Below are 5,345 nucleotides of genomic sequence, written 5' to 3'. Positions count from 1 at the left end.
TGGCGAAGGCTCGTCCCGGTGGTGGGGGGGGTCCGGCCGCCGGGGGGAGTGCGGGCCGCGCCTTGAACCGGCCGGGGGCGTGCGCACGCCCCGGGCCGGCTCACAGATCCCTTAGCGCTTCACGCGCACCCAGTCGCTCCGGCTGGAGGACGGGCCGGCCTCGCCGTTGCCGGCGAAGACGACCTTCCAGTAGCCGGACGCCGACGCCGTGGTCTTGCCCCAGAGCTTGCCGGAGCCGTTCGTCCACAGCGTCTTGACGTAGTGCCAGGAGCCGCCGGCCTTCTTGAACCAGACGGTCACCTTCTGGTGGCCGTAGCCCTCCCAGCCGTGGTCCCAGACCTGCAGCTTGCCGCGGAAGGTGAGGTACCTGTGGTACTTCACCGGCTCCGGGGCGGCGTTGAACAGGATCACCCGGGTGCCGGCCCTGGGCGGAGGCACCGGCCGGGGCGCGCGGACCGTAACGTAGTCGGTCGCGCTCGCCGAGTACGCCGCTCCGGCGGTCGCCTCGAACTCGGCCCGCCACCAGCCGGAGGTCCTTGCCCTGACGTCCGCCGCGAAGCGGCCGTGGGAGTCGGTCCGGTCGGAGGTGACGTACTGCCAGCGGTAGCCGCCGGCCGGCTTGAACAGGATCTTCACGCTCCGCCCGGGGTAGCCGCTCCACCCGGCGAAGCCGGAGATCTCCAAGCGGCCGCGCAGGCGCAGCGTGTCACCGGCGTCGACGGGCTCGGGGGAGGCGTCGAATCCGGTGATGCGGGTACGACTGGCCGCGACCCTGACGTCGACGCGGTCGCTGTCGCTCGTCGCGGGCTCGGCGTCGGTGGCGCCGGCGAACTCGGCCCGCCACCAGCCGGTGCTGTCGGCCCTCTCGTCGACGGAGAACCGGCCGTTCCGGTCGGTCGTCACCGAGCCGACCCGGCTGTAGGAGCCGCCGACCGGCTTGAAGGCGATGTCCACCCTCTGCCCGTCGTACGCCTGCCGGCCGGCGCCGTCCAGGTACGTCAGCGCGCCGGTCAGCCTGATCCGGCCGCCCCGCTCGACGACGTCAGGGGAGGCGTCGAAGTCGAGGTCGGTGGTCCAGTGGACCTGGAACTCCTTGCTCGCGGTGCCGTCGTCGGCCCGCACCTGGAGCTTCCAGACGCCCGGCTCGTCCTTGAAGGTGAAGCCGTACCTCGCCGCGTAGACGCCGGGGCCCGCGGGCGCGGGGTCCAGCGGGACGGCGCGGCCGTCGCGGTCGACGAGCCTCGCCGCGCCCTTCTGCGACGCCTTGTAGGTGAAGGTCGCCGTCGTGCCCGAACCGCCGGCGACGACCACGGGAGTGGGGGAGACGGTCAGGTCGCTCGGACCCGCTGCCGTCGCCGCGCCGGCGGTGGCCGGGAGCGCGACGAGGGCCGCTCCCAGGACCACTGCCGCGATCGCGGCTTGAATGCGTTTCAACATTCCGGTGAACCATCCTTCCCGGTGGTTGAACGCGGCCTGAGGGTGCCACGTCATTCATAACGAGTAGACGGGCGAATACCGGCGACGGTTGAGCTCACTGACCTATCGTCATCGATTTGTGTCAAACGGGAAGATCCATAACCGCTGGCGCACCAAGTTGTCGCTGTGCGGGACGGAGCGTGCATCGTGCGACATAATCGGCCGTGTGGTGCGGGACGTTGTGGAGACGCATTTCGCCGAGGCCGTCGGGGCGCTGACCCCCGGACCCGCCCGGGATCCGGACCTGCCGGTACGGCCGGGCACGGGCCTGACGGGCACGCGGTGCCGTGAACTGTTCGCCGTCCAGCTCGGCAGCCGGCTCCTCGACGTCGCCGCCCGTCACATGCGTGAGCGCGACGAGGGCTTCTACACGATCGGGTCGTCTGGGCACGAGGGGAACGCCGCCGTCGCCGCGGCGCTCCGCGTGGACGACCCCGCGCTGCTGCACTACCGGTCCGGCGCCTTCTACCTGGCCCGTTCCGCCCAGGCCGGCCGGCTGGCGGAGGAGGGGCTGCGCGACGTCCTGCTGGGCATCACGGCGTCGGCCGAGGAGCCGATCGCGGGCGGCCGGCACAAGGTGTTCGGCCACCCCGGCCTCGCCGTCATCCCGCAGACCTCCACGATCGCCAGTCACCTGCCGCGCGCCGTCGGCGTCGGCTTCGCCATCGAGCGGGCGCGCGCGCTGGGCCTGCCCTCCCCCTGGCCCGGGGACGCCATCGCCGTGTGCGGCTTCGGCGACGCGTCGATGAACCACGCCACCGCGCTGACCGGGCTGAACACCGCCGCGTACGGCCGCCACCGCGGGCTGCAGATCCCGGTCCTTTTCGTGTGCGAGGACAACGGCCTCGGCATCAGCGTGAAGACGCCGCCGGAGTGGATCGAGCGGGCCAGGCACCCCCTGCTGGAGTATTTCCAGGCGGACGGCTGCGACCTGGCCGACGTCTACGACGCGGCGCTGCGCGCCGTCGAGCACGTGCGTGCCAACCGTGCCCCGGCGTTCCTGCACCTGCGGACGGTGCGCCTGATGGGCCATGCCGGTTCCGACGTGGAGATCGGCTACCGCACCCGCCGGGAGATCGCCGCCGACCTGGATCGCGACCCCCTCGTCCGTACGGCGCGGCTGCTGGTGGAGGCGGGCCTGGCCGAGCCCGACGAACTGCTGGCGCGCTACGAGGCCGAGCGCGACCACGTGCTGAAGCTCGCGCTGGAGTGCGCGCGCCGGCCCCGGCTCGCCACGGCCGAGGAGGTGACGGCCCCGCTCGCGCCGCGCCGTCCCGACGTGGTGGCCGCCGAGGCCGTCCGGTCCGCGCCCGCCGAGGCGCGCGAGCGCGCCTTCGCCACCCTGCCGGAGCAGGAGGGCGGGCTGACCGTCGCCCAGGCGGTCAACCGCACGCTGGCCGACGCGATGGCGCTGGACCCCGGGGTCCTCGTGTTCGGCGAGGACGTGGCCCGCAAGGGCGGGGTGTACGGCGTGACCCGCGGGCTGCTGCGCAGGTTCGGGGCGGAGCGGGTCTTCGACATGCTCCTGGACGAGCAGGCGATCCTCGGCCTGGCGCTCGGGAGCGGGGTGTCGGGGCTGCTGCCGGTGCCGGAGATCCAGTACCTCGCCTACGTGCACAACGCCCTCGATCAGATTCGCGGCGAGGCGTCGACCATGCAGTTCTTCTCGCAGGGCGCGTATCGCAACCCGCTGGTCGTACGAGTCGCCTCATATGCGTACCAAAAGGGCTTTGGTGGACATTTCCACAACGACAACTCAATAGCCGCATTGCGCGATATCCCCGGTGTAATCGTGGCGTCTCCCGCCCGGCCCGACGACGCCGCCGCGATGCTGCGCACCTGCCTGGCCGCCGCCCGCGCGGACGGCAGCGTCTGCGTGTTCCTCGAACCCATCGCGCTCTACCACACCCGTGACCTCTTCGATGAGGGCGACGGCGGCTGGCTCGCGCCGTACGCGCCGCCGGCGCGCTGGGCCGAGACCCACGTTCCGGTCGGTCGCGCGCGCTCCTACGGCGACGGCCGCGACCTGACCATCGTGACCTACGGCAACGGCCTGCGCATGAGCCTGCGGGCGGCGGTGAAGCTCACGGCCGAGGACATGAGCTGCCGGGTGCTCGACCTGCGGTGGCTGTCGCCGCTGCCGGTCGACGACCTCATGCGCGCGGCCGAACTGACCGGCCGCGTCCTGGTCGCCGACGAGACCCGCCGCAGCGGCGGCGTCTCCGAGAGCGTGATCACGGCGCTCGTCGACAACGGCTTCCGCGGCCCGATCAGCCGTGTGACCTCACAGGACAGCTTCGTGCCGCTCGGCCCGGCCGCCGACACCGTCCTGCTGTCGGAATCCGACATCGAACGCGCCGCCCGGAAGATTCTCTCCTGACCCTCCTGGATCAGCGCCCGCCGGCGGGCGGTGCGGACACGACCAGGCGGTGCCAGCGGAGGAGCCCGGTGAACGTCAGGGCCGCGGTCACCACCCCGCCGGCGACCCGCACCCAGTGGCCGGCCTCGAACTCGGCGGCGACCTCGCGGAGATAGCCGGCCGGGTGGGTGCCGGCCGGATCCACGAACATGATCGTGTTGCGCGGCCAGAAGAAGGCGGCGGAGAACAGGAACTCCGCGCAGACGAACACCACGGCGGCGGCCGCGACCCACCAGCGGACCGTGGGGATCCGCCAGGTGAGCAGGGTCGCCGCCACGGCGCCGGTGATGACGGTCAGCCCGAGCGGCGGGAAGAAGTCGGACGGTCCGCCCGCGACGATGAACTCGCGCGCCAGGACGAGCGAGGCGGGCGGATCGCGGAAGATGTTCGGATAGAGCATCACGGTCTCGCCGAGGATGCCTCCCAGCGAGATCATCGAGGCCCAGACGAGGACGGTCAGGACCGCGGTCGTGACCTGCCGCCTGCGAATCATACGAGTCTCCTCACGTGAGGGTACGGATGGAACGGACTGCGCCGCCGCCTCGCCCCGCGGCAGGAGGCGTCCCGTCCTCCGGGGTCCGGGATGTCCTCCTTCCGGCGCACGGGAGGTCGTCTTGGAACACGGAAACCGGGGTGGCGTGCCGCACGAGGAGACGGCGCACCCGGCACGTTAGGCCGGGCGGAAGGCCCCGGTCTGCCGCGGCGGATCGTCGCGTGGTGTCGCTTCCCGGCGTACGCGTGACCCTGCGGATGTCGCCTCCGGACGAAGGCGGTGGCCGGGAGGCGCTTTCTACACTGTCCCGGTGTGGAGAACGCGAGTGCCCCCGGCCGTGCTCGACGTCGTCGCGGGGGCCGTCGTAACGGCGGTGATCGCCGTCGCGATCGGCGCCAACGTGGGCGGCACGTCGGCGCCCCCGGCAGGCGCCTATCTGGCCGCGCTGGGGTTCGGCGCGCTGCTGACGGTCCGGCGGCGGTTCCCCCTGCTCGTGCTCCTGGTCAGCGCGGCCGGGCTGTTCGGGTACTACGCCGCGGGGCTCCCGCCCATCGGGCTGGCCCTTCCGCTGGCCGCCGCGCTGTACGTCGCGGCCGAGGCGGGACGGGTGCGCTGGGCGGCCGGGACGGCGGTGGTGGTGGCAGGGGTCTCCACCCTCTTCCGCCTGCTGGAGGGAGACGACCCCGCCTTCCTGTTCGGCCTGGAGACGACGTCGGCCGTCGCGCTCATGGCCGCGGTGATCGCGCTCGGCGACGGTCGGCGCAGCCGCCGCCTGCTGCGGGCCGAGATGCGCCGCAGGGAGGAGGCCGCCGCGGCCGAGCGGGAGCGGGAGGCGGCGCGCAGGACGCAGGAGGAGCGGCTGCGGATCGCGCGCGAGCTCCACGACGCCCTCGGCCACACCACCACGGTCATCTCGCTCCAGGCCGCCGTGGCGGCCGAGGCCCTCCCCGGCGACCC

Annotated in this window: 4 protein-coding genes; 2 read left to right on the top strand and 2 right to left on the bottom strand. The window is 72.9% G+C overall.

The features are described 5' to 3' along the window. Nucleotides 1–111 precede the first annotated feature (111 nt). Nucleotides 112–1,437 carry a hypothetical protein gene (locus AB0J39_RS38025; RefSeq protein ID WP_363473841.1) on the bottom strand — a complete coding sequence of 442 codons (1,326 nt, stop codon included), beginning with the start codon at nt 1,435–1,437 and terminating at the stop codon, nt 112–114. 205 nt (nt 1,438–1,642) lie between these two features. Between AB0J39_RS38025 and AB0J39_RS38020 the strand changes: the two genes are divergently transcribed. After that, nucleotides 1,643–3,856 (top strand): thiamine pyrophosphate-dependent enzyme, encoded by a 2,214-nt coding sequence (locus AB0J39_RS38020; protein WP_363473839.1) that lies wholly within the window; start codon nt 1,643–1,645, stop codon nt 3,854–3,856. A gap of 10 nt (nt 3,857–3,866) precedes the next feature. Here the strand turns inward: AB0J39_RS38020 and AB0J39_RS38015 are convergent, their stop codons facing one another. Continuing rightward, nucleotides 3,867–4,388, bottom strand: a complete 522-nt coding sequence (locus tag AB0J39_RS38015) for a hypothetical protein (RefSeq protein ID WP_363473837.1) — start codon at nt 4,386–4,388, stop codon at nt 3,867–3,869. Between the two features lie 310 nt (nt 4,389–4,698). On the opposite strand from AB0J39_RS38015, the gene AB0J39_RS38010 reads away from it, so the two are divergent. Then, nucleotides 4,699–5,345: histidine kinase dimerization/phosphoacceptor domain-containing protein (locus AB0J39_RS38010; RefSeq protein WP_363473836.1), on the top strand; the 647-nt coding region annotated here is incomplete at its 3' end.

It is taken from the genome of Microbispora sp. NPDC049633 (assembly GCF_040675265.1).
GTDB classification, from domain to species: Bacteria; Actinomycetota; Actinomycetes; order Streptosporangiales; family Streptosporangiaceae; genus Microbispora; species Microbispora maris.
Note: the sequence above shows the minus strand (reverse complement) of the source record. Positions and strands in the feature narration are given on the sequence as shown.